The organism is Rhodopirellula islandica, assembly GCF_001027925.1.
In the GTDB taxonomy this organism is placed as follows: domain Bacteria; phylum Planctomycetota; class Planctomycetia; order Pirellulales; family Pirellulaceae; genus Rhodopirellula; species Rhodopirellula islandica.
Map to the genome: position 1 here is coordinate 273657 of NZ_LECT01000015.1, position 24150 is coordinate 297806.

Consider the following 24150-nt stretch of genomic DNA (forward strand, 5'->3'; position numbering starts at 1 on the left):
CTGGAACGAAGACACGCTCATTCGCGGACCAACTGCTTCGCGGCGTAGCAAGCCAACATCGCCAGTGTCGCGGTCGGGTTGCCCGTGGTTGGTTCGGGCAACAAAGACGCGTCGACGACGCGCAAATTCGCGATGCCAGCAACGCGAAAGTTGGAATCCACGACGCTCCCCAACGCACACGTGCCGGCAGGGTGATACAGCGTTTGTGAATAGCGAGCCATTGCGGCGGTGATCGCAACATCGGTTTGTCGCTTGGCACCCGGAATCATTTCGGATCGCAACTGCCGATCGAATCCGGATTGCTTCACCAACTCCCGTACCCACCGGACTCCTTCGAGCAATCCAAGTCGGTCGCGATCGTCGTTCCAGTAGCCGGCGTCAATGAGCGTTTCATCCGACGTCCAATCGATTCGGCCGCGCGAAAGAGGACGCGTCAGGTTGACCCCGATGGTCATCGCGGGGCGCCGAGTGTCATTCGGGAACCGGAGGTAATCGGTGGGAGTCACATGCAACTGCCAGCAATGCGTTTCGTCCAGACCACCGCACTCAGCGACGTTGCAGGCAATCGAACCCCCGCCTGCATGTTGCCACTGAGCCAAAGCGGTCATGTCAGGGGTTGAATCTGAAAACGCTTGGCCATCATGTGAATGGACAACCGGCATGATCAGATGGTCATGCAAATTCTCACCGATCTGTGGGTTGGTCAGTCCGCTGCGATGTAGCAAGGTGGGCGAGGCAATCGCCCCCAGTGACGATACAACTTCCGCATCGTTCGCAATCCGACTCGTTTGACCATCCGACCATCGGATACCGGTTACCACGCGGTCCTTGATTTCCAAAGAAGAAACCTCCGCACGAACGACGCGGATCCGATTGGCCGCCACCGCGTTGCTCTGACACAAATCCGCGATCGCGTCCACGGCCGTCCATCGCCGCCCATTTCGATTGAGTCGATCGTAGGCAGCGAAGTTTCCACTCACGCGACCTGACACTGCCTTCAAAAACGCTTCGCTCGTGGGGCTGAGCCACCGGGTTTGCTCGGGACGAATGATTTCCTGGGCTCGATCAAACGCTCGCTGAAGTTGCTGCTCGGCATCGGTCGGCGAGTCGCCGCTCAACCGGTTGTCATTGGACTGCGGCTTTGGCACAAGCGACGTTGCCAACGATCGGAGATCGGCAGCGGTCGGCGGGAACCAAATCATCGAATTGATTCGCCCGCTGCCACCCAAGCCTCTCCCGCGTGGCCAAGGAATGGATCTCCCCGCCAACGCTTCGGCAGGTTGCGTTCGGAATTGGTAGTCCGCTTCGCCACCCAACAACCTCAGCCAGCGAACAGGCCGCTGTTGGTCTCGCGCGGGAACTTCGCCACCAGGAGATTCAATCACCCAAATGCGAGGTGCGGCCGCGCCGAATCGGGTCCCGAGCAAGGACGCCAATTCATGAGCCAAGAGCAGGCCGCACAAACCACCTCCCAGAATCACCATTCCATTTGAGAATTCGTCGGGACGATCAACCTCCGTTGGGATTGAATCGGCAATCGACACAGTGCGTTGGGAAGAGTTCACGTTGAGTTGGATTCACGATCGCCGAATCGAACGTCGATGGACACGAAACGATCACTCCGTAGGAGCTTGCCATCCATCGGGCAAAATGCCTTGCTCGACTTCTTCGTCCCACTCATTCATCAACGGCCAATCTTCTGCGAGTGTTCCAAAGTCAGCCATGTGCAGGTAGCCACGGACTCGTTCGATGACTCGATCCAGCATCGCATTGTCTTTGGCGAAGATCGGACCGTGACTCGGGGCCAACCACTTCACATCACTTTCGCGGATGCGGGTGAGCGATTGGACGAACGATCGAATGTCGCTGCCGTGGTGGGCGTCGATCGCACCGATGCAGCCGTCACGATAGAGGTTGTCACCCGACAACAGCACGTCGCCGATTCGGAACGCGAGTTGGCTGTCGGTGTGCCCGGGCGTGTGCCAGACTTCAATTTGTTTTTTGCCGACCGTGATGATGTCTCCGTCATTGATCTGGTTTTCGATCTCAACGGGAGGCATCGCCATGTTCAAATTCTGTGCTTCGATGACCGCCAAGGTTTTCAGCGTGTCGCCCGTCGTCAGTGGTTCCACCGCGTTGGGATGAGCCGAAATCGTGGTCTTCAAAATCTGCTTGGCTTTGGCCAACCCCTGAATGTGGTCCACATCGGCGTGGGTGGCGACCAGGGTCTTGCAGCGTGAAAGTGGAAAGTCCAAGCCGCGAATGATTTCGATGAAGTCATCGACGGTCTCTTCATACCCAATGTCAATCAGGATCCACTCATTCGAATCGTGGATCAAATAGACGTTGCACCCAAGCACTTCACCAGCTTGAAAGTTCAACTCGATCACGCCGGGAAACAGTGGTTTTCTTGCGAGCATATTGGGTTGCGAAAAGACGGAGGCTGACGGAGAAAAGCAGTCGCCGAGGCGGACTCCGGAGCGAATGTTGTAGGCTCCTTTTGGAACTTTGTCACTGCCCATCTCGCAGCCCCTGCCGGTTCGCGTCACCTTGCGTGGCTCCTGTGACCAGCGACACTGGGGGCACTCCTTCAGCGACATCCACGCTGGAAGGCCAGCAGCGCCCAAAAATGCTCGTGGCATCGGTGACCGCCGATCCCGAAACTTCCGGATCGAGGACCATGCTTCACGCCATCGTTTTTGTTTGTGCTCTGTTGCTGCTTGGCGTTGGGTTGCGTCAACAAGTCGCATGGTTTCGAAAGGGGTTGATCCCTGCTTCGTTGATCGCAGGATTCCTGGGGCTGGCGGTGGTTCAGTGGTTTCGCTGGAACGGACGCGACACGCTGGAACCGATTGTGTCCGCCCTCGGTCCATGGCCGTCGACTTTGATCGCCGTCGTTTTCGCGGCCATGTTGTTGGGCAAAAGCAAACAAGATCGTTCTTCGTCGAGCCAGCATTTGGTCCGAGACGTCATGCAGCAGGGTCTGATGGTTTGGATCATCGTGCTGGGCCAAACCGTGGTTGGGCTCTGGGTCACGTGGTGGTGGATCGGACCGCAGTTCGAATTGCCTTCCTCGGCCGGAATGTTGATCGAAACCGGGTTTGCTGGCGGGCACGGAACCGCCGCGGCGATGGGAGACGTCTTCAAGCACGCTTCGATCGGCTGGGAAGAAGGCTTTGACCTGGGCGTCATGATGGCAACCGGTGGATTGGTTTACGGCCTGGTCTCCGGCATTCTCTGGATACAGCTGGCGCTTCGGCGGAACTGGATTCAGGTCACTGAGTCCGCTGAGGATCCGGCGTCCGATCAGCCTGAACCGACCCCAACGAAATCAGCAGCGAAACCGGAACGAAATTTCAATGCGGCCTCCCTCGGCAGCGCACGCATGGACGGAAGCGTGCTCGATCCGTTGTTGTTGCAAGCGATCTGGTTGGCGCTCGCGATGGGCATCGGCGTCGCCATGCAAGGCGGCGTGGGCTGGGTCGCGGAAGCCATGGGAACAAACGCCAGCGCCGAATCCGTTGAAGTGGCTGCGGTGGGGCCCAGCCAAACGTCCGATGATGCTGGATCCCCCGACGCCGGTGAATCCCAACTGCAATCGCGATTGACGCTGGCCAGCATCGTTGGATCGTTCCCGTTGTTCATTTACACGCTTTTCGGTGGCGCAATCGTGCGAATGCTGCTGCGAGCGATTGGCCAGGTCCACTTGATCGACGAGCAAACCATCCATCGACTTTCGGGAACCTCGATGGATTTGCTGGTCGTTGCCGCGGTCGCGACCCTAAATTTGGCGGCGGTGGCGTCTTTGTGGGTGCCTTTGGCCATTCTCCTGTTGGCCGGATCGATCTGGTCCACATTTTGTCTGCTGTTTTTATCTCGCAGGATTTTGCCGCCTGAAAAATGGTTCCCGCTGGGTTTGATCAATTTTGGGATGTCAACTGGCACCACGGCGACGGGGTTTGTATTGCTACGGGTCGTCGACCCGGAACTGAAGTCGGGGGCGGCAGAGGATTACGCGTTGGCGGCTCCCCTGTCAGCACCGTTCATTGGGGGTGGCATGATCACCGTTGCGATGCCTTTGGTCGTGCTTTCACGAGTTTCGATTGCTTGGCCAGCCCTGTTGCTGGCGACTTTGCTGATGGTGTTGATCGTGCTGGGGGTTCGATCGAGACGATCCCATTGACCCTTCGAAACCGTCCTTTTCCCCGCCCGAATGGCGGTGGGTTTGGCAAACCAGGTAGTTCAGCGAATTGCGTTATTGCCTGGCATCGGTAGACTGTAGCTTCCTCGCCCCAGCGATCACCTCATTGCAGATTTCATGGCTGAATTGAATCACGAATGCGGCGTTGCCGCGATTTACCATCTCTCTGGTCGCGGGCGCAGCCCCGTGTGCACGGACGACGGGCCGCGACAAATTTCGCGTCTGTTGCCCCGCATGTTGCTCGACATTCAAAATCGAGGGCAACTTGCCGCTGGGATGACGACCTTTGACCCCGATCGTCCTGCGCTCTTGAAAACGCGACGAGACGTTGGAACGGTGACGGAAGTCTTCCGTCTGAATCACCGTGCCAAGGCCGAATCGCTGATGAAGTCATTGGCCGGGCGAGCCGCAATCGGGCACGTTCGCTACGCCACCTGCGGGGCCGACGACCGGAATTACGCTCAACCGTTCGAGCGTCGTCACATCCACAAACGCAAATGGTTCAGTTTCTGCTTCAACGGCCAATTGGCTAATTACACGCTGCTGAAACAACGCTTGCTCGCCGATGGTGACCACCACTTGGCGCTCGACACCGACACAGAAATCTTTCTTCACGAGATCGCTCGACTGCTGTCGCAGTCGCAGGAACGACTCGACTGGATCGATGTTTTGAGGCAAGTCACGGCTGGTTTCGACGGTGCCTACTCGATGGCATTGCTGACCGCGGAAGGCGAAATGTTGGTCGCTCGCGACCCGCTGGGTATCAAACCCATGTGCTACATCCACGAGGGCCCATTGTTTGCCTGTGCCAGCGAGAGTGTGGCGTTGTTGAACCTTGGGTTTGAACCGGACCAAATTCATTCGTTGCCACCTGGCCATGCGATTCTGATCGATCCCGAGGAAGGTTTTCGGATGGAGCGGTTCGCTGAACCGGAAGCTCCCAAGCATTGCTTCTTCGAGTGGATTTATTTCGCCAACGTCGCCAGCACGCTGGACGATCGCAGCGTCTACCTTTCCCGCACGAACCTGGGTCGTGAACTGGCGGATGCTGAGCGAGAGTTCGGTCGTGTCCCATTGGACGACCCCGACACGATCATCGTCCCGGTTCCGGACACCAGCAAAGCCGCCGCGGATTCGATGGCGTATGAGCTGTCAATTCCCTGCCGCGAAGGTTTGATCCGCAACCGATACGCGGGACGCACGTTCATCGAAGGCGGACGAGCTCGAAAGGCCAAAGCGGCCGCCAAGTACACGCCACTGCGGGAAGTCCTGCAGGGCAAACGTGTCATCCTGGTGGAAGATTCGATTGTTCGAAGCACGACCATGAATGCCTTGCTCGACCGAATTCGTGATGTTGGCGGTGCCAAGGAAATTCACGTTCGGGTGGCCTGCCCACCGATCGTTGCACCGTGTTTCTATGGCATCGACATGAGCACCATCGATCAATTGATCGCGCCCAAGTACTTTTCGCTAACCGGCGAGTTGGACGAAGAGTCCCAGCAACGGATGGCAGATGATCTTGGCGCGGACTCGCTGCGGTACCTGCCCGTTTCGGCCATCGCCCGGGCGATCGACTTGCCCGAAGATCACCTCTGCCAGGCCTGCGTGACGGGCAAGTACCCGACTCCGATCGGCCAGCACCTGTACCAAATCGCTTGCGATAATCGTGGGAGTCGAATCAACAACCAACGCACCTACGAGCAACTCGCAGCGGCCGTTGCGGGTGAATGAGCGAGGTCGATTGCCGAACGGTATCTGAACTGCCCCGGAACACCAAGCGTCCCGAAAGTGCATGAGTTTTCTCGAGAGTGATCAGCTCTCGGGATTCATCTCGATCTGACGCGTGAGTGCTTCTGCGGGAGTTCCGCCAGGCTTGATTCCCGGGGTGGATTGCCCGTCTTCATCGGACAACGACCGTCCCATTCCGTTTTCCAGCAGGTGCTGGGTGATTTTCGTTGCGTGCACGTGGCAGTTCTCCAAGAACACTTGGTACTTGCTGCTTTGAGTTCCACCCACGGCCGTTCCCGCGAGGTAAATCCCAGGCAGCTTGGTTTCCATCGTGGCTTCGTCGTACACAGGCTTTTGGCCCGGGTCTTCCATCGGAATGCCGAGTTGCTTGAACAGCGTTTTGTCCTGGTCGTAGCCAATCAACGTCAACACGTCATCGAAATGCATGTGCAAGGTGTGATGGCGACCATCCGGTAGCGTTTGCTCCAAGTCAACTCGTTCCGGCGTGATCGCAGTCACGCGACTTTGGAACAACGCCTCGACCGCTTTGCTGCGAATCAGCCCATCGATCTCAGGACGCAGCCAGTACTTGATGCTGGTCGATGGCAATTCGTCTCGGTGATAACTCAACGTGACCTTCGCACCAACTCGGTGCAGGCGAATTGCGGCTTCGACCGCGCTGTTACGACCACCCACGATCAAAACTCGACGACCGTGGTAATGGTGAGCCTCACGCAGGTAACCGTCGACATGCGGCAGGTCTTCACCGGGAACGTTCAGTCGATTGGGATGATCCGTTCCACCAATTGCCAAGACAACCGCCGACGCTTCGATGCACTTCGAACCGACTTGCACCTGCCAACGACGAGGCTGGTCCGGACAAGCTTTGATGTTGTCGACCTTTGAAAACGTTTCCACGGGAACGCAAAACTGGTCCACAACGCAACGCAAATAATTGAGGTACTCTTCGCGACTCGCTTTGGATTGATCGACCGTGTTCAACGGCACCCCCGCGATTGAGATTCGATCGTTGCTGCTGAACCATCGCGTTTGGGGGGCCCACCATGAAATGGTATGCCCGAGTGGACCGGCTTCGAACACGATCGCGTCGATGCCATTTCGTCGCAGTTCAATTGCTGTTTCAATCCCAATGGGCCCGCCACCGACCACCACCACGTCGCAAACGCGATTGGGCTCATGAGACACGGCGAGGCTGGATTCAGTTGGTTTCACGAGTCAGTCTGTGGTGGAACGATTGAAATGGGATCAAGTGGATCGGATCCGCGAACTCAGCCATCTTTGCGAGGTGGCAACCGACTGAATTGCGACTGATCCAGCGACCTACAAACACGCTATAGTCTAGCAAAATTCGGGTTGGTTCGAATCATTTTTCGGATTCCCGCTTGTTTCAACCGTCAGCCACCTGCGAGAGCAAATTTCATGATGCAACTAGGTTTTGTCAGTGCCATCTTGCCAGAGTACAACCTGGAAGAAGTCTTTGCCGTCGCTGGCCAGTGTGGCTATGAATGCGTGGAAGTCATGTGCTGGCCGCCGGGGAAAGCCGAACGTCGCTACGCCGGCACGACTCACATCGATGTCACGGACCTGTCCGATGAACGCATCGACCAGATTCAATCGCTGTGCCAACGATACGACGTCGCGATCAGCTCCCTCGGCTACTACCCCAATCCACTTTCACCGGACGAGGCCGAATCCAAGCTGGCATCGGAACACCTGATTCAATTGATCAATGCGTCTTCCAAGCTTGGCATCGGCCGAGTCACCACGTTTGTGGGACGCGACTGGAACAAAACCGTTGACGACAACTGGCCTCGCTTCGAAACCGTGTGGGGCCCGATCATCGAGGCCGCAGAGAAAGCCGATGTTCGAATCGGCATCGAAAACTGCCCCATGCTTTTCACGGACGACGAATGGCCGGGCGGAAAGAACCTGGCGACCAGCCCCGCGATCTGGCGGCGGATGTTCGAAACGTTTCCGAGCGAACACTTTGGACTGAACTACGACCCGTCCCATCCGGTGTTCATGCACATGGATTACCTGACACCGATGCGTGCGTTTGCAGATCGATTGGTGCACATTCACGCGAAAGACGTTCGTGTGGATCAAGTGATGCTGGATCAGGTCGGCGTGTTTGCCAACCCAAACGAATGGCACACCCCCAAATTGCCCGGACTCGGGCAAGTCGACTGGGGCCAGTTCTTTTCGATCCTGACTGACACGGGATACAGCGGACCGGTTTGCGTGGAAGTCGAAGACCGGGCTTACGAAGGCTCGATCGAGAACCGCATCCGCGCCCTCAAACAAAGCCATGACTACCTGCGGATGTTCCTGCCACGGATGTAACGCGTCGCCCCGGATGGGGCCGTCGTTCGTAGCTCGGGGCGGAAACCCCGAGACCGATCGCGAAAAACAAAAGGTCGCCCCGGATGGGGCCGTCGTGGGCAATGCCGCGTTGTGGAGCCGCCTGAAACGAACGCTTGGAACTGGACTCGGTTGCGATGAGGCCCGGCGGTTGAACGCTGCCCGACGGAACAGTTGGGGACAACTGTTCTACTCTGACGGCCCTCATTTCCGCGTGCAAATTAAACAATGCAAATTGCAATCGCCCCGTCTCACTTCGCGATCACGTCACATCGCCCCGGAGGGGGCCGTCGTGGGCAATGCCGCGTTGTGGAGCCGCCTGAAACGAACGCTTGGAACTGGACTCGGTCGCGATGTGGCCCGGCGGTTGAGCGTGGCCGGCGGAACAGTTGGGGACAACTGTTCTACTCTGATACTGCCCCGCTCGGAGGATTCGCAGGAACTCAGTGAGCTTCGAGAGCTTCCCAGCGTTTGTAGGACTCGGCGAGCTCCGTTTCCTTGGCCTTCAGTTCATCGCTTTTGATCGCGATTTTGTCGCCGCCGGATTGGTAGAATTCTGGCGCGGCCATCTCTTCGTGGATGGCCGCGATTTCCATTTCGAGCTTTTCAATCTTCCCTGGCAACAGCTTCAACTCGCGTTGTTCGTTGTAGGAAAGCTTGACTGCTTTCACAGAGGGATCCGCAGCAACACTGTTGCTGGCCGGGGGCTTCGACGTGGCCTTCTTGCCACTCGTTTTGGTTGTCCCCTGTTCAGCGCGTCTCCGCTTGGCGACCGCCTCCCATTCGTCGTAGCCACCCACGTATTCGTTGACGATCCCAGGATCCGAGTCGTCATCGAACACCAATGTGCTGGTCACCACATTGTTCAAGAACGTTCGGTCGTGACTGACCATCAACAACGTGCCATCAAAGCCAACCAGTTGCTCTTCGAGCAGTTCCAACGTCTCGGCATCCAAGTCATTCGTCGGTTCGTCCAGCACGATGACGTTGGCAGGCTGGGTCATCAGCTTGGCCAACAAGGCACGGTTGCGTTCACCGCCGGAGAGAAACTTGACCTGCGTTCGGGCTCGTTCGGGAGTGAACAAGTAGTCCTGCAAGTACCCCATGATGTGCTTGGTGGCATTGCCGACCTGGATCTTGTCGCTTCCTTCGCCAACGTTTTCTTGGACCGTGAGTTCTGGATCCAATGTGTCACGCAATTGATCGAAGTAAGCGATCTTGAGATTGGTTCCCAGTCGAACCGTCCCGGAGGTTGGTTGCAGTTTGCCCAAAATCAACTTCAGCAACGTGGACTTCCCGGCTCCGTTGGGACCAATGATTCCGATCTTGTCACCACGCATGATCAGCGACGTGAAGTCGCGAATGATGACGCGGTCGGTTCCCGGGTAGGCGAACGAAACGTTGTCGAGTTTTGTGATCAAGGCCCCACCACGTTCAGCGACTTGCAGATTCAGCTTGGCCTTGCCCTCGAGACTGCGTCGTTGGTTGGCTTCGTTGCGCATCGTCTTGAGGGCTCGCACACGGCCTTCATTCCGTGTCCGCCGCGCCTTGATGCCCTGTCGAATCCAGACCTCTTCCTCCGCCAGCCGCTTGTCAAACAACGCGTTCTGCTTTTCCTCGGCATCCAATGCCGCGGCCTTGCGTTTGAGAAACGTTTGGTAGTCGCAGGTCCAATCGAAGAGTCGACCGCGGTCGATTTCCCAAATCCGATTCGCGAGCGACTGCAGAAACGAACGATCGTGAGTGATGAACATCAACGTGCCCGACCAACGACTCAGGAAATCCTCCAGCCACAAGATCGACTGAATGTCCAGGTGGTTCGTTGGCTCGTCGAGGAGCAACATGTCCGGTTCGCTGGCGATGGCCCGGGCCAACAACACACGACGTCGCATCCCACTGGAAAGACTCTCGAACTCCGTCTCCGGGTCGAGGTTCATTCGGGTGAGCGTCTCCTCGATCTTTTGCTCGATCTCCCACTCTTCCCAGGTCCCATGATCGGTGGGCCCAAGGGCAGTCCCCAAGCCGGCGGTGGTCCCCATCTTGGAGAACTCCGCGGCGGGAAGCGTGATGATGTCGCGGACCGTGCCGCTCACGTTCTGGGGCACATCCTGAGTCAGCCGTGCCAAACGCACATTCGGGTCCAAGATCACTTGGCCGTTGTCCGGTGTGACATCGCCTGACAACATTTTGAGCAACGTTGTTTTGCCCGCTCCATTGCGACCGAGCAACCCGATGCGTTGCCCGCGTTCGATGCGTGCCGAGACCCCGTCCAGCAAAGCTGGCCCGCGAAAACCGATGGTCAAATCATCCAGTGAAATCATACTGTCGCGGTGCTTTCGGATACGTCGTTGGTGGATTCGGTCATGGACTCACGGAACAGGTCAGCGATCACGTCTTCGAGAGGTGGGTCTTCCACGACCACATCCTCGATCACGTGGTCACGCAAGGTTTCAGCCAACAATCGGGGCACGTCGGCGCGTGGCACACGGTACGTCAACTTCGGCCAATTTTCATCCACGACATCGCCGAGTCGCTCGGGCCGCGTCAGGTTCTCCGATGCGGCAAACTGCAACGTGACCAATTTGTAGCCACTGAATTTGTCGACAATGCCCGACAGCGAACCGTCGTACTGAATGGTGCCCTGAGCGATCACGACCACACGCCGGCAAAGTGCGGCGACGTCCTTCATGTAGTGGCTGGTCAGAAGGATCGTGATCTTGCGTTTTTCTTGGTAGTAACGAAGGAACTGCTGAATGTTGTGCTGAGCGATCACGTCCAGACCTATCGTCGGCTCGTCCAGAAACAACACCTCGGGGCTGTGTAGCAACGCCGCAATCAATTCCATCTTCATCCGTTCCCCCAGCGAGAGTTCACGAACGGGTTGATCGAGCAGACGGGTCACGTCGAGCAAATCGCTGATCTCGTCCAAGCGCGCTTTGAATTCGCCTTCGGGGATCCCATAAATGTGTTGATGCAAGAGATACGATTCGCGGGCGGGCAGATCCCACCAAAGCTGATTCTTTTGCCCCATCACCAGAGCGAACCGGCGACGGTACCCATCCTTGCGTTCCCAGGGGACATACCCCATCACACTGGCCGTGCCGGAAGTCGGTTGAATGACCCCACTCAATAATTTCAGCGTCGTCGTTTTGCCGGCCCCATTGGGGCCGAGGAAGGCAACAAACTCCCCTTGCTCGACTTGCAAATCGATTCCACGGACAGCGTTGACCTCGCGAAATTCACGGTGAAACAAGCCGCGGATGCTGCCGCCGATCCCCTCGCGTTTTTGATAAACGCGGTAGTTCTTTGTCAAATCGCGGACTTCGATGATCGACATGGGTTGGACTTGCAGGAAGACGAGCGATTTCGGTCGTAAAAAGCGTCCATTGTAAGGACAGTTTGGAATCCCGCGAGGCGGCACCCACCCTGATCGGACACGCTTTCAACAATCGATTTCAAATCCTCGATTCAATCCCAAACCATCTCGATTCCCGACGTTTTGCTGGCCAAGCGATCAAACAGCTCGCTGGCAACAGGTCGGGACAGCATCGGCAGCCGATAGGTGTGATCGGCGGGGCCCGCCGCGGCGGTGTCAATTCGCAACGTCTGCATGTTCCAACGACGATCAAAGGGACTCTCCGAACAGCTCACCGATTGAATCCGGTCGTAGAAGGTGCAACTGACCTTTCGGTTCCAAAATCCCTCGCGAATGACGACCCCCTCGCCCGAAGGCAATTCCGCGAATCCAAAGTGGTGATGCCAGCGATGCGAGGCCCAAATGTTGCATGGGATCAAAACCAATGCAGCCAGCAATCCCAGAGCCAAGGAATACGGAGAATCCGATACCAGGAAAGCCGCTCCAGCGACGAGGAGACCGATGCCCTGGGCTCGCATCACAGCCTTTCGTCGCATCCGCTTGCGCGCCCGATTGTCCAGAGACTGCCAAGGCAACGCCGATTCCGACCAATCCAGACCCGGCCGAAGATGTTCGACCAATTCTTCCAAACGTGACTCGGGAATGATCGGAACGAACCAACGACGCGTGACCGTCGTCGCGGCGTCCTCGTTTTGTTTGCCAGCCCCACCAGCGGTTTCGATTCGAATCGACGCCAGCTTCATCCACCGCTGCATCGGTGAGCGATGAATGCTGATCCATTGAATGCGGCGTCGCGGAACCGTGGCCGACACGCGAGTGAGCAAGCCACAGGAAAGCTGCAGGTTTTGGTCACGCAGTTCCAACCGGTACCCGTAAAACCGCAGCACGTACCAGGCGATCCCGAGCAAACGAATCACCACCAACACGAGCACCAGTGCCCCGATCCAAACCAGCCATGATTCCCACCAACTGGACTGCGAGCTTCGGACACTCAGATCACCCGTTGAAATCAGACTCTTTGTGATCCGGCGAGCCAACTCATCGCCACGGCCAAGGAGTTGCGAAAGAATCCCAATGACAATCCCGACCATCACAAAACCGCGATTGCTGGCCAAACCCGCTAACACCAACCACTTCAAAGGAATGTCCAGCAACGTCGTGGTCGCCGAAACCGGGGCAGCATCCACGAACGATGGCGTCTCACCCCGTGTGGCCTCCATGGATTCCGATCCTGCCGCCACAGGGTTGCGAGTCGCCCCGAGGGAAGGCTCCTGCTGCCGAGCTGATTCTATTTGCTCACGCAGCGATTCGACTTCCCCCAGCGAGAGCACTTTGAGGATCGCTTCGGGTTCCGTGCCGCTAGCCGTTTCGACGCGAACTTCTGCAACCCCCAGCATCCGGTGGAACAAATTCTGAACCAAGTCCACATTCTGAATTCGCGCGACAGGAACGTTTCGCCGGGACTTGAAGATCACGCCGGACGTCACGATCAATTCACCGTCCGCCAGTTGGTAGCGATAAAACCAATAGCGAACCAATCCGATCATCGCGAACCCTGCGACCATCACCGCAAAAAAACCAAACGCGCCCCAGCCCCCCAGCCAACTCGATCGGGCGGCGTTCCAAGCCACCAGGACGACTGGAAGGATCGTGCGTTTCAAAACCGCAAAGGCTTGGAAGACGATCGAAATCGGATGCAGCGGTTTCGGTTCCGAGTTCATGCCGTCACCGATCGTTCAGACGCGACACTCATTTCCCCGCGACCACTCGTCAAGGCATCTCGCAATTGTTCGGCGGTTTCGAAGTTCAAATTCTCAAGCTGAATCGATGAGTCCTTGGTCCCCGCAGTGTGAATGACCAGCGTCGCCAACGAATACATCCTCTGCAGAGGCCCCTGCTCGATGTCGCTGTGCTGCATTCGCGAATGTGGGATCACGATTCGATGTCGCCACCAAACGCCTCGGCGAATTTCCAAACCATGTTCGTTGATCCGCCAAGATGCACACTGGTGAGCCGCTTGGGGATAGAACCAACCGCCGTAGACGACCGCACCTAAAAGCAGCAGACAACCAGCCGCAGCCCATCCCAAAACTTCCAGCGTTGCCTCGGCGACGAACAAAGGAAAAACCATCCCGATGAGACAAACCACCACAACAATCGCAATGAAAATGCCTCCCACGAATCGATCCAAACGCAATGCCTCGATGGGCAACGATTGAAACCCCCGTTCATCGCCTGATCGCAACTCGGGTTCGCTGGCAGGCTGATGATCCGCGGTTGGAATCAGCACAGGTTCGACCTCCCCGATCGCCTCTTCATTCTCATTCGGTGCGGGCTCGGTGTTCATCAATCTATTCACTTTCGGGGGGGTGCGACACATTCAAAGCGATGCGAGGCATTGATTTCGTGGCCTGCAGTCGAAGCGAACGTTCAGCGGTTTCTCGCGGGTTCCGGCTTGATTCAAGTTGGAGGATGGGACCAAATTGGGTAGACTGAAGCTCCCACCTGCGGACAATTCCACTTTGCCTGCGCAATTCCCCACCTCAAGCCGTTCGAGCATCCTTTGATGTTCCCAGCGATCTCGCTTCTCCGTACTCCACTGTGCTGCGCCGTTTTTCTCGCGGTCGTCTCGGTGCCAACGCTCTCGTTCTCGGACGATGATCCGTTCGCCAAATGGCGAAAACACTACCAAGAGGCAATCTATCCGATTTTGGATCAGGCCTGTTCCGAGTGCCATCGGGGCGCAGACTCGGAAGGTTTTGACATGGATCAATTCGGTGCAGCAAAAGATCTGCAGAAGAACGCGACGGTTTGGGAAGAAGTCGCCAAGCGAGTTCGGCTGAATGAGATGCCGCCCGAAGGCAGCCCGCAACTCAACGACCAGCAAAAGGCACTTGTTCACCGCTGGTTTGATTCGCGACCGGATGACAACGAGTGTGCCAAGTTGGCCAACGAAGAAACTCAGGCTTGGTACCGCGGCGTCGTGATGAGCCGTCGTTTGACGCGAACCGAATATCTCAACGCAATCCGTGACTTGGTCAGAATGCCAGTCGATGAGTCGTTGGAGGTTCCTTCGGATGGTTCGGGCGGCGAAGGGTTTGACACCGCCGGCGATGCGCTCTTCACATCAGCTTTGCACATCGAACAGTACCTCGCCGTTTCCAACCAAGTCATCCAAGACGCCATGCAATCGGGCGGCGACACTTCGCTGGCCAGCCGTCTGCTGAACACCGTTTCGAACGAAGGTGACGCTCGGGAAGCAATGGAGCAGTTCGCCCGGCGAGCATGGCGACGGCCCGTCGAGACTTCGGAGGTCGATCGATTGACGACGCTGATGAATGCCTCCCAGCAATCTGGGCTCTCGATTCGCGAAGCCACGGCGGATGCTTTCAAAGCCATCCTCGTATCACCCAACTTTTTGTTCGTGGTCGAAACGGAATCCGAAGCCGGTGGCGTGCAACCGTTGACGCCGCATCAACTGGCCACGCGGTTGGCTTTGTTTTTGTGGTCGTCTGTCCCCGATGAAACATTGATGAAGGCTGCGGACGCCAATGAACTGGCAACGGACGAACAGATCCTCACTCAGATGCACCGGATGCTCGCCGATGGACGCTCGCGAGCCCTGGGCGAAAACTTTGGTTTGCAATGGTTGGGGCTTTCGCAATTCGAAGGCGAATCCAAACCGGACGCGAACTTGTTCCCGGACTTCGACGAACGCTTGGCCGCCGCGATGCGAGAAGAAGCCGTGCGAACGGTCTGGAATGTGTTTCGTGATGATCGGCCGCTGATGGAATTGATTGACGCAGACTCCATTCATGCCAATGCAACCCTCGCGTCCTACTACGGACTGGATGTTTCCGATCCAGAGCTGAAGCAGACCGATGACTCAGAGACCTGGCAACGCATCCCACTGACCGATCGTCGGCGAGGCGGCGTGATCACGCTTGCCGCTGTGCTGACCCGATCGTCCTACGGTCATCGCACCAGCCCCGTGCTGCGTGGTCGCTGGGTTCTGGAAGAGGTGTTGGGCGGGCGCGTGCCACCTCCGCCACCAGGCGTGCCAGCACTGGAAGAAGCAGAAGCGGACCACGCCGCGACGCTTCGAGAACAACTGGAAATCCACCGCAAGAACCCTCAATGCGCGGCGTGTCACAACCGCATGGATCCGATTGGTTTTGGGTTGGAAAACTTCGATGCCATCGGGCGTTGGCGGACCGAGCAAGACGGTCTCGCCATCGACTCCAGTGGGAAACTGCCATCGGGGGAAACGTTCTCCGGCCCCGAGGAACTGAAGCAACTGCTGCTGCGGCGAAGCGGAGAATTCAAGAAGCACTTTGTCAAAAAGCTGTATGGCTTCGCTCTCGGACGATCCCTCAACAAATTTGACAACTGCGTGGTCGATGAATGCTTGGAAGCACTCGACGAAAACGATCAACGCGCCACCGTGGTGCTGGAAACGATTGTGACCAGCTACCCATTCCGAAACCGTTATTTCAAACCCGCCACCCCTTGAGCCCTTTTAGGTTGATCATGCAAACGCCTATTCCTCGTCGTCGCTTTTTGCGTGGCAGCGGAGCCGTGCTGGGTTTGCCTTGGATGGCATCCATGGCAAAAACCATGGCTGGTCCTCGGCCCCAAGATTCGAGTTCAGCCGGCCGTTCCGGTGACGAACCGCAACCGCCGCTTCGCACTGCATTTCTGTACTTCCCCAACGGTGTTTGGGAAAAGGACTGGGTGCCTGGAACCGAAGGAGCCGACTACGAGTTGTCACCGTCACTTGAACCGCTGGCGGACTTGAAAGATGACTTCCTGGTGTTGTCAGGGCTCGACAAAAAACACTCGCACGGCGGCGATGGGCACTACGCCAAAACGGCCAATTACCTGACTGGCATGCCGGTTGCCAAAACGACCGGAAAAGACATCAGCAGCGGTGGTGTTTCCATCGACCAATTGATCGCTGCCAAAGTCGGCAATCAGACACCGTTGCCCTCATTGGAATTAGGCATCGACCCGGTGATCAGCGGTATCGACAGCAACGTTGGCTACACCCGTTTGTATGGCTCGCACATTTCGTGGCAGTCACCGACTCGCCCCGTCGCGAAAGCCATCAACCCGCGAGTCGTCTACGAACGTTTGTTTGGCAAGCGAATGAAGACGAGCACCCCCGAGGCTCGTTCCTACCAGAACCTGCTGGACTACGTTTTGGAGGACGCCCACCGCGTCCGTAGCAAACTCAGCCGTGACGACCAATTCAAGATGGACGAGTACCTCGACTCCGTCCGCGAAGTGGAAAAGCGAATTGAATTTGCCACGCGTGACCAAAGTCATCGCGAACGTTACGAAGCCGAACGAGATCGCATCGCTGACGGGCACGCAATGGAGATTCCCGAAACGGGAACGCCGGGTGACTTCCGCGAGCACATCGATCTGATGCTGGACATGATGGTGCTCGCTTTCCAAACCGATTCGACTCGCGTCGCGTCGTTCATGTTCGCCAACGACGTGTCAGGCCGTTCGTTCAGCTTCCTCGACGGAGTCAATGGCGGGCACCATGAGCTTTCGCACCACGAGAACAAAGAGGAAAAGATCGCTCAGTACCAACTCATCAACCGTTGGCACACGGAGCAATTCGGCCGCATGCTGCGAAAAATGAAAGCAATCCAGGAAGGCGATTCGACGCTGCTCGACAACAGCATGATCCTGTTCGGCAGCAGCTTCTCCGACGGCAACCGCCATGACCCTGACAACCTGCCATTGTTGCTGGCCGGTCGCGGCGGCGGCACGATCCAGCCCGGTCGTCACATCGCTGCCAAAGGCCAAGTCCCCGTCTGCAACTTGTATCTGTCGATGGCCAAACGCTACGGATTGGACCTCGAACGATTCGGCGACAGCGAACACGAACTGACCGAACTGGCAGGCGCCTGATTCACCCCCAGCACCGTAGCCGGATTCGCCAAGAATTCGGATGCGTCCCAACTGAAACATCTGAATCCAGCCGAAACCAGCCACATACACTTCCGTAGGCCAGGTCTCACCTGGCAACCAAGCCGATGCTTTGGAACAAAGCGAGGCGATTTGTCATTCATCCGCGAGTTCGCGAGGCCCCGTCCGATCACCCAGCCAGGTGGAACCTGGCCTACGTCGACTCACCGTCGCCGCAGTCGCCAAGAATGCGGACGCGTTCCAACAGAAACTGGCGAATCCAGCCACATGCATTCGCGTAGGCCAGGTCTCACCTGGCAACCAAGCCGATGCTTTGGAACAAAGCGAGACGATTTGCCATTCATCCGCGAGTTCGTGAGGCTCCGTCCGATCACCCAGCCAGGTGGAACCTGGCCTACGTCGACTCACCGTCGCCGCAGTCGCCAAGAATGCGGACGCGTTCCAACAGAAACAGCCGAAACCAGCCACATACACTTCCGTAGGCCAGGTCTCACCTGGCAACCAAGCCGATGCTTTGGAACAAAGCGAGGCGATTTGTCATTCATCCGCGAGTTCGCGGAGCTCCGTCCAGTCACCCAGCCAGGTGGAACCTGGCCTACGTCGACCAATCTCGAATCAGGGGGCTCCGTCTTTGGGATCGATCAGACTGCGGAACAACTCGCCATCGACGCTGGACGTGAGGAACTCCGTCGATCCATCCAACCGAGAAAACAGGGCGCCGCCTGGGTGAGCTGATCCCCAGTTGTCCATGTAACGCGCGCCGGGGCCATCTCGTTCGATCAACAAACCACTTCGAACGGTTCCGTTGCTACCGCCACTGAAGATCGGTTCGTCGTAATACCAACTCGTTTCCGTTTGAACGGTCGGGTCAAACGCTTTCTCCCCCGTCCCCAACGTGTTGCTCAGTCCGTCTGCAATCGCACTGAGGCGCTGAGCGTCAGGGAAGTTCAACATCACCCGACGGTTGCCAGCGTAATCTGTCTTGGCCCACGCCCGACCGCCCGCGGAATACCTGCCATACGAATCATCTCGCGGGACCAGTGGTTCTCCTCGCGAGCGACTGGGGCAACGGAAGAGCGGCCCAGCGGATTCGACCTGAACGTTCTGGTACGCTTCCCCTTGTTCCAGCGATGGCAGGATCGCATAGGCCCAGCACCCCGTTTGCTGTGTCGGCGAGGCTCCCGGTTGGCCGACTCCCCACCAAAATTGGCGGTCAACCGCAAAGGTATAGGTGCCAATCCGAATCGGTTTGCCCGACGCTGACACGACGGTGCACTTGCCATCATCACCGCCATTGCTGGGAAGGTACTCATGCTTGGCAGCGTGCATTTGAATGCCGAGTGCAAGTTGCCGTTGTTGATTCATGCACTGAGTCCGCCGGGCTGACTCACGTGCGTTCTGAACCGCCCCCGTGAACAACGACACCAGCAACCCTATGATCGCCAATACGATCAACAGTTCGATCAAGGTAAAGCCGCGGCGAACGTTCGTGATGCGTCCCGGTTCGAAATAAGATTGGTTCATGGCAAGTCCTATCGGATTGGCGGAACGGATCAGTGGTCGATTCGGAAAAGAAGGTGGCTTGCGCCGATGGATTCAATGGGCTCCGCTGGGAGCGAGTTCAGAAGACTTGGATTGCGAGAAAGATCTGATTGACTGACGATCAGCCACGGTTGATCATCGTCGTTGTACCGGGCCAACGCTGCAAATTCTGGATAGGCTTCTCGAACCCCCATGCCGAGCCCTGTGCTGGAAATCAACTTCAGTGGGCGATGCTGTGGATGGGTCGCGACCCAATGAGCGACCAAATCATTGTCCTGGCCCCAATCGGTGGCGTCATTGAATAGATGCAAGTGCCCCCTGTCGGTCCCACCCGAAACCACATTGAAGGCGCCGAGCCAGTGTGGTGCGATGCAAATGGATGCAACGCTTGTCGCCATGAGTCCCAGCAGGATCGCAGCGTTGACGCTGCGACCTGTGTTTGAATCATGACAACGTGCCAGCGGTGCCACCATCAACAGAAACAGGAAGGGATACAATCGCAGAATGTATCGGTGCTGCTGTGCGAACCCACTTTTGTAGGCGGTGATCTCAACCATTGCGAAAGCGATGCAGGCGATCACAACCTGATCCAACGAAACGAACCAGCGATGTTGACGATCGAGCGCCCGGCCGACCAGGTAGAGAAGACTGGCGGTGATCGCAACCAGAGTTCCTGTTGGCAATTTCACCAACATGGAATACAAGTAGAACCACCACCATCCGTGTGTCGTGTTCATCCCTGCGGCGTAGCTAGTGTTTCCTTCACGAAAGTCACTTTGTTGGCGATCCATGCCGTTGAGATACTGCTCCGGAACAGGACAAGGAATTCGTTCGAACCATGTGTTCGCAAATCGGGGTGCGATTTCACCTTTGGATTGGCCATACAAGGCATCTTCAGAGAACTTCAATTCTCCAAGCGGCTTTCCGATTCCATCAAAGCCATAGGGCACTGCGATGGTTAGCAGAGCGAGCACCACGGCGAAAGACGCCTGACCTACGATGCGAGGTTGCCGAGCATTCCAACATCTCCAAATCACAAACGCGAGATAGATCGGGCACAACAACAATGCAGTGAATTTACAAGATAGAGCCAGACCAAAAGTCACACCGCCCAACGCTGCATCTTGCCACCGGAGCGATCTGATCCAACGACAGAAGCACAAACTACTCACCAGCATCGCTGACGCCACCGCAATGTCATTGGTAATCAGCGAGCCATGAGCCAAGACCTGGGGCTGGAACACCCAGAAACCTGCCGCAACCAGTCCGATGGCGGGTCCGTATGGCATTGGATTGCTTCGGCTCGACTCATGTGATCTTATCCGGTAAAGGGACCGGCCCCAAAGAAACAGCGCTACCGTTGCAGCAACCGTGAACAGACCGACAAGAAGTCGTCCCCAAAGGAGGTGTTGCTGAAATTGTCTGGGAGAAGACGCATACAGCTCACGTCCATAGGGAAACTCGCTCCGGACAGATGCGCCGCTCAATGCGCCTGACTTCAAGCTGTCGGTCATGTCAAAGGACGGCTCAAAATGCTCCAGTTCTACCCAACACAAGAAGGCTGGCAGAGTTCCGAGAGCCCGAACCAAAGGTGGATTGACGTTGAACGAGCGCAAATCCCCGTGCAACCAGTACTGAACTCCCGCATAGAAATGCCCATATTCGTCACTGACAGGGGAAGACCGACAGGCGTGCCACCCCAATAACGTTGACTGGACCGCTATCAAAGCCACCAGGATTTTCACCTGGTTGTCGCTTACGAACGCTATCGTGGCAGACCACGACATCCAACAAAGCGGCGTCCTATTCCACAAAGTCCGCTCCTACCTTCAAGGCTGCCGTCACCGTTTCAGTCTCCAATTTGATTTCTAAAGGAATTTGCTGAAAGACAAACCCTCTCCGTCGAACGTTGTCGTTGAGTCGGACGCGAAGTGCGAAGTCCGCAATCCCGGAATTCGTCTCCACGTCAACCAACAGCAAGAAACACCTAGCAAGGAATCTATTTTCCAAAACCGCCATCAAAATGTCTCCGATCGTGGCCAAAATCGGTAAACGGCCATGCCAATGATAAGACTCATTAGTCCTAGGTTGAGAAAGAGAAACCACGACGTTGTTGACTGTGGCGAATTGGCGCGAGCATTGGCCAAAGCATGCTGCTGAATCATTGCCAGTTGCATATCCGAATAGGGAACATGAAAGCGTTTCCCATCTTTGATACGCGCCCACTCAGTACCAGCCGGCCAGGGCGGAATCCACTCAAAGCTGTCAACGTCGATCTCACTAATGTCGAGCATTTCGATCGAGCAGATGTAACCCGATTTTCCATCGGGAGTGACAGCCCGGTACGTTGCCTTCTTGGGGTATCGAAAACCATCGAACGTCATCAACTCTGAGATGTCGACCTGCAGTGGACCATCGGGATAGCTTTCCCGTCTCTCAAGGAGCAGGAGTTCCGGTTGCGAAGTGAACACGACGTAGGATTGATCCCCTGGGTCGGTTGCTGACATTCGAATTGCTTTTGGATCGGCCTCGTGTTCGAACCATTCGGTTTGAAGCTTGTCGCCCATTGGAACGAACTCAACGTCATTCGTTCGTTCAGTTCCATTGATCAAAGCAACATCGTTAACAAGAAGGCTGACGAGTGGGTCTTGATGAAAAGCAGGTAAGAGATGGCCAACGGAAGCATTGCCAAAAGAAGTCACTGCTTTCCTGCCTTCAAAGTCGAATAGCAACTTCCGAAGAAAACTGTGGCTGGCCCGTCCGTCGGTGCCCTCAAAATAGGTCAGCAACGGATCGTCATCGATGTGAGGTTCGCCCTGGTTCTTCTGATAGTGCATCAAACGAACCGGAATGTAGGAGCGATCTGGACTTGGCTTGCCAATGGCGAGCGTCCGCACGCCATTGGCAGCGATGTCCAAGTGCCCTGAGAAAAACGTCGCGCCACCGTGCTCGGTGCGGCTTTCAGTTTCGATCGTGTACCGAAACTCTTTGCTGTAGAAACAAGTGCGAGGCACCGCCTTCGCACGACGCAGTTCGTCAGCACTCAATAGCCGGTCATCTGCGTTAGACGACTGAGCCTGCGAGCGAGCCGGTGAAAGGCAAAGAAGAGTCAATAGCATCAGACTCGCTCGGAGGCGTCTGGCGTACGGGAGCGTCTCGGGACTCCTGCGTCGAGCTTGCGATGACGGCCTCGTCCCGGGCGAATTTGCACCCAAGTTTCCGCAGAAGTTCTGTTGAGCAGTTTGGGGGCAGAACCACGTAGGCCGGGTTTCACCTGGCTCCCCCGCCGATGCTTTGGAACAAAGCGAGGCGGTTTGACCTGCGTTCTCGAGTTCGCATGGCTTCGTCCAGTCACCTCGCCAGGTAGAACCTGGCCTACGTCGGCTGGCGTACGACACCCAAGTCACCAAGCCACCCTGGACTTGGGCGTTGCGAGGAATCAATGGTTGGGTGCGCATGGTTGAATTACCCTTCTAATTGGATCGTGGCCAGAATCGATAGGCGACCAACCCGAGGATCACGACCACCAACCCGGCATTGAGATAGAAAAACTTGGGTGACTCTGGCGAAGGCGCATCCGCACGAGCATTGGCCAAACCGTGCTGCTGAATCATTGCCAATTGCACATCCGAATAGGGAACATGAAAGCGTTTTCTGTCCTTTTTCCGCATCCACTCCGTACCAGCAGGCCAAGCCGGAATCCATTCAAAGTGGTCAACATCGATCTCGCGAATGTCGAGCAATTCGACCGAGCAGATGTATCCGAATGTCCCATCCGGTGTGACCTCTCGATAGGTTGCCTTCTTGGGATATCGAAAACCATCGAACGTCATCAGTTCCGAGACATCGATTTGCAGTGGACCATCACGAGGCCTTCCTAGCACCTCCAGAGGCAAATACTCGGGTTCTGAGGTGCACACCGAATAGAACGGATCATCCGGATCAGTGGATGACATCCGAATTGCTTTTGGATCCGCCTTGTGCTCGAACCATTCGGTTTGAAGTTTGTCGCCCATTGGAACGAACTCGAATTCTTCAGGTGGTTCACCCCCGATGATTGCGGAGAGATCGTTGACCAGAAGGCTGACGAGTGGGTCGTATACAAAAGCGGGGAGCTTGTACCCAACTGATTGGTTGCCATGCGAGGTTACTGCTTTCCTGCCTTCAAAGTCGTATAGCAACTTCCGAAGAAAACTTTGGCTGGCCCGTCCGTTGGTGCCCTCAAAATAGGTCAGCAACGGATCGTCATCGATGTGAGGTTCGCCTTGGTTCTTCTGATAGTGCATCAGTCGAACTGGAATGTAGGAGCGATCCGGACTTGGCTTGCCAATGGCGAGCGTCCGCACGCCATTGGCAGCGATGTCCAAGTGCCCTGAGAAAAACGTCGCGCCGCCGTGCTCGGTGCGGCTCTCGGTTTCGATCGTGTACCGAAACTCTTTGCCGTAGAAATAGGTGCGAGGCTCCCCCTTCGCACGACGCAGTTCGTCAGCACTCAATAGCCGGTCAACTGCATTGGACGACTGAGCCTGCGAGCGAGCCGGTGAAAGGCAAAGCAACGCGAGCAACACCAGGCTCGCTTGGAGGCCACTGACGCACGATCGAACCACTCGACGATTCGGTCTTGTCACCTCGCCATTGGCCGGCAAGGACGATGGAAAATTCCCATTGCGATCCGGCGCGATCGCACCATCAACCAGGAACAGACATCTCGCTGCGGGCATTCCGCCACCCTTTTTCGCGTCGACAGGAAGACAAGACTCCACCAAAGTCTAGAGAGGGGTGCACTCAACATGCAACCTGATGGCTGCAGATTTATCCGCAAGTTGGGTGGCTGGCCAGATTTAACAACACTCGCCACATCTCGCAGCGTCCCCCGCGACAGTCCCATCCGTGGCGAATGTGCATTGAAGTTCTGGAGGAGCACCAAGCAGGCCCGGAAAAGCGCACCGTCGCCGGATTCGCCAAGAATTCGGACGCG

General features: G+C 56.7%; 17 protein-coding genes. 6 read left to right on the top strand and 11 right to left on the bottom strand.

Annotation, left to right across the window (positions count from 1 at the left end; all coding sequences use genetic code 11):
* Window positions 1-17 precede the first annotated feature (17 nt).
* Both RISK_RS06830 and RISK_RS06835 read right to left on the bottom strand, forming a co-directional pair.
* A complete protein-coding gene (locus RISK_RS06830) occupies window positions 18-1565 on the bottom strand; it encodes a GMC family oxidoreductase (RefSeq protein ID WP_236696093.1) in 1548 nt (515 codons plus the stop codon).
* A gap of 51 nt (window positions 1566-1616) precedes the next feature.
* Complete coding sequence (locus tag RISK_RS06835) at window positions 1617-2420, bottom strand: MBL fold metallo-hydrolase (protein ID WP_047813588.1); 804 nt, start codon at window positions 2418-2420, stop codon at window positions 1617-1619.
* Window positions 2421-2680: 260 nt separating this feature from the next.
* On the opposite strand from RISK_RS06835, the gene RISK_RS06840 reads away from it, so the two are divergent.
* Together RISK_RS06840 and RISK_RS06845 are read left to right on the top strand one after the other, a co-directional pair.
* Entirely contained in the window at window positions 2681-4183 is a 1503-nt protein-coding gene (locus RISK_RS06840; protein WP_047813589.1) for a sodium/glutamate symporter, read from the top strand.
* A gap of 135 nt (window positions 4184-4318) precedes the next feature.
* Complete coding sequence (locus RISK_RS06845; RefSeq protein ID WP_047813502.1) at window positions 4319-5932, top strand: amidophosphoribosyltransferase; 1614 nt, start codon at window positions 4319-4321, stop codon at window positions 5930-5932.
* An 81-nt stretch (window positions 5933-6013) separates the two neighbouring features.
* On the opposite strand, the gene RISK_RS06850 is transcribed toward RISK_RS06845, so the two are convergent.
* Window positions 6014-7162: an NAD(P)-binding domain-containing protein gene (locus tag RISK_RS06850; protein WP_047813503.1), complete on the bottom strand. Its 1149-nt coding sequence runs from the start codon at window positions 7160-7162 to the stop codon at window positions 6014-6016.
* 210 nt (window positions 7163-7372) lie between these two features.
* Here RISK_RS06850 and RISK_RS06855 point away from each other — a divergent pair, with 210 nt between their 5' ends.
* A complete protein-coding gene (locus RISK_RS06855; RefSeq protein ID WP_047813590.1) occupies window positions 7373-8293 on the top strand; it encodes a sugar phosphate isomerase/epimerase family protein in 921 nt (306 codons plus the stop codon).
* Window positions 8294-8754: 461 nt separating this feature from the next.
* On the opposite strand, the gene RISK_RS06860 is transcribed toward RISK_RS06855, so the two are convergent.
* From RISK_RS06860 to RISK_RS06875, 4 genes are all read right to left on the bottom strand, one after another.
* A complete protein-coding gene (locus tag RISK_RS06860; protein WP_047813504.1) occupies window positions 8755-10632 on the bottom strand; it encodes an ATP-binding cassette domain-containing protein in 1878 nt (625 codons plus the stop codon).
* Window positions 10629-11648, bottom strand: a complete 1020-nt coding sequence (locus RISK_RS06865) for an ABC transporter ATP-binding protein (RefSeq protein WP_047813505.1) — start codon at window positions 11646-11648, stop codon at window positions 10629-10631. Before RISK_RS06865 ends, RISK_RS06860 begins: the two co-directional genes overlap by 4 nt.
* A 131-nt stretch (window positions 11649-11779) precedes the next feature.
* On the bottom strand, window positions 11780-13408 hold the full coding sequence (locus tag RISK_RS06870; RefSeq protein ID WP_047813506.1) for a PH domain-containing protein: 1629 nt from the start codon (window positions 13406-13408) through the stop codon (window positions 11780-11782).
* Window positions 13405-14034, bottom strand: coding sequence for a PH domain-containing protein (locus RISK_RS06875; RefSeq protein WP_047813507.1), 630 nt, complete (start codon window positions 14032-14034; stop codon window positions 13405-13407). The genes RISK_RS06870 and RISK_RS06875 overlap by 4 nt, the downstream gene beginning before the upstream one ends.
* 219 nt (window positions 14035-14253) lie before the next feature.
* On the opposite strand from RISK_RS06875, the gene RISK_RS06880 reads away from it, so the two are divergent.
* From RISK_RS06880 to RISK_RS33530, 3 genes are all read left to right on the top strand, one after another.
* Entirely contained in the window at window positions 14254-16200 is a 1947-nt protein-coding gene (locus RISK_RS06880) for a DUF1588 domain-containing protein (protein ID WP_047813508.1), read from the top strand.
* 17 nt (window positions 16201-16217) lie between these two features.
* Window positions 16218-17612, top strand: coding sequence for a DUF1552 domain-containing protein (locus RISK_RS06885; protein ID WP_047813509.1), 1395 nt, complete (start codon window positions 16218-16220; stop codon window positions 17610-17612).
* A 150-nt stretch (window positions 17613-17762) separates the two neighbouring features.
* The gene (locus RISK_RS33530; RefSeq protein ID WP_083434822.1) at window positions 17763-18365 is read left to right on the top strand and encodes a DUF1589 domain-containing protein; all 603 of its coding nucleotides are present in this window, start codon (window positions 17763-17765) and stop codon (window positions 18363-18365) included.
* On the opposite strand, the gene RISK_RS06895 is transcribed toward RISK_RS33530, so the two are convergent.
* The 4 genes from RISK_RS06895 to RISK_RS06915 all read right to left on the bottom strand — a co-directional run bounded on the left by RISK_RS06895 (window position 18246) and on the right by RISK_RS06915 (window position 23779).
* Window positions 18246-19154, bottom strand: a complete 909-nt coding sequence (locus RISK_RS06895) for a DUF1559 family PulG-like putative transporter (protein WP_047813511.1) — start codon at window positions 19152-19154, stop codon at window positions 18246-18248. The two genes, RISK_RS33530 and RISK_RS06895, sit on opposite strands and share 120 nt — an antisense overlap.
* 29 nt (window positions 19155-19183) lie before the next feature.
* On the bottom strand, window positions 19184-20461 hold the full coding sequence (locus tag RISK_RS06900; RefSeq protein ID WP_047813512.1) for an ArnT family glycosyltransferase: 1278 nt from the start codon (window positions 20459-20461) through the stop codon (window positions 19184-19186).
* Window positions 20462-21190: 729 nt separating this feature from the next.
* On the bottom strand, window positions 21191-21961 hold the full coding sequence (locus RISK_RS06910; RefSeq protein ID WP_236696096.1) for a hypothetical protein: 771 nt from the start codon (window positions 21959-21961) through the stop codon (window positions 21191-21193).
* A 684-nt stretch (window positions 21962-22645) separates the two neighbouring features.
* The gene (locus RISK_RS06915; protein WP_236696097.1) at window positions 22646-23779 is read right to left on the bottom strand and encodes a hypothetical protein; all 1134 of its coding nucleotides are present in this window, start codon (window positions 23777-23779) and stop codon (window positions 22646-22648) included.
* Window positions 23780-24150: the final 371 nt, after the last annotated feature.

Bases quoted from the DNA above. Each gene is read 5' to 3' on its own strand.
- RISK_RS06835 (WP_047813588.1), bottom strand. From the start codon at position 2,420: ATGCTCGCAAGAAAACCACTGTTTCCCGGCGTGATCGAGTTGAACTTT.
- RISK_RS06840 (WP_047813589.1), top strand. From the start codon at position 2,681: ATGCTTCACGCCATCGTTTTTGTTTGTGCTCTGTTGCTGCTTGGCGTT.
- RISK_RS06845 (WP_047813502.1), top strand. From the start codon at position 4,319: ATGGCTGAATTGAATCACGAATGCGGCGTTGCCGCGATTTACCATCTC.
- RISK_RS06855 (WP_047813590.1), top strand. From the start codon at position 7,373: ATGCAACTAGGTTTTGTCAGTGCCATCTTGCCAGAGTACAACCTGGAA.
- RISK_RS06860 (WP_047813504.1), bottom strand. From the start codon at position 10,632: ATGATTTCACTGGATGATTTGACCATCGGTTTTCGCGGGCCAGCTTTG.
- RISK_RS06865 (WP_047813505.1), bottom strand. From the start codon at position 11,648: ATGTCGATCATCGAAGTCCGCGATTTGACAAAGAACTACCGCGTTTAT.
- RISK_RS06870 (WP_047813506.1), bottom strand. From the start codon at position 13,408: ATGAACTCGGAACCGAAACCGCTGCATCCGATTTCGATCGTCTTCCAA.
- RISK_RS06875 (WP_047813507.1), bottom strand. From the start codon at position 14,034: ATGAACACCGAGCCCGCACCGAATGAGAATGAAGAGGCGATCGGGGAG.
- RISK_RS06880 (WP_047813508.1), top strand. From the start codon at position 14,254: ATGTTCCCAGCGATCTCGCTTCTCCGTACTCCACTGTGCTGCGCCGTT.
- RISK_RS06885 (WP_047813509.1), top strand. From the start codon at position 16,218: ATGCAAACGCCTATTCCTCGTCGTCGCTTTTTGCGTGGCAGCGGAGCC.
- RISK_RS06895 (WP_047813511.1), bottom strand. From the start codon at position 19,154: ATGAACCAATCTTATTTCGAACCGGGACGCATCACGAACGTTCGCCGC.
- RISK_RS06900 (WP_047813512.1), bottom strand. From the start codon at position 20,461: ATGCCATACGGACCCGCCATCGGACTGGTTGCGGCAGGTTTCTGGGTG.